Source organism: Pseudomonas sp. HMSC063H08 (assembly GCF_001813645.1).
Classification (GTDB): Bacteria; Pseudomonadota; Gammaproteobacteria; order Pseudomonadales; family Pseudomonadaceae; genus Pseudomonas; species Pseudomonas aeruginosa.
Window position 1 is genome coordinate 55,599 of record NZ_KV813620.1, and the last position, 782, is coordinate 56,380.

Sequence of the window (782 nt, forward strand, 5' to 3'; positions counted from 1 at the left end):
ACGTTGTAGGCGATGTAGCCGAGGTTGAAGCCGGCCTGCGACGGCAGGTTCAGGTTCGGGTCCTTCTTCAGCGCGTCGAGGTCGGCGGGGCGTGGGTTGAGGGTGATCTGGCACTCGCCGGCCTTGAGCTTCTGCGCGCGCACCGAGGCGTCGGTGTTGATGGCGAAGATCAGGTTGTCGACCTTCACCTCGTCCGGCTTCCAGTAGTCCTTGTTGCCCTTGAAACGGATCTGCGCATCCTTCTGGTAGCGGCTGAATACGAACGGGCCGGTGCCGATCGGCTTCTGGTTGATGTCGCTGGCCTTGCCCTGCTTGAGCAGTTGCGCGGCGTATTCGGCGGACTGGATCGATGGGAAGGGCATCGCCAGGTTCTGGATGAAGGCCGCGTCGACCTCGTTGAGGGTGAATTTCACCCTGTGCTCGTCGAGCTTCTCGATCCTGGCGATGTTCTTGTCCAGGCCCATGTCGGTGAAGTAGGGAAACTCGGTGGGGTAGGCCTTGCGGAACGGATGATCCTTGTCGAGCATGCGTTCGAAGGTGAACAGCACGTCGTCGGCATTGAATTCGCGGGTCGGCTTGAAGTAGTCGGTGCTGTGGAACTTCACGCCCTTGCGCAGGTGGAAGGTATAGGTCTTGCCGTCGTCGCTGACGTCCCAGCTTTCCGCAAGGCCGGGAAGGACCTTGGTGCCGCCGCGCTCGAACTGGGTCAGGCGGTTGAAGACGGTTTCCGCCGCGGCGTCGAAATCGGTACCGGTGGTGTACTGGGCGGGATCGAAGCCGGC

At 61.8% G+C, this 782-nt stretch carries 1 protein-coding gene; it reads right to left on the reverse strand.

Annotation, left to right across the window (positions count from 1 at the left end):
- On the reverse strand, positions 1–782 hold a 782-nt coding region (locus tag HMPREF2924_RS30795), incomplete at both ends, for an ABC transporter substrate-binding protein (RefSeq protein WP_256567992.1).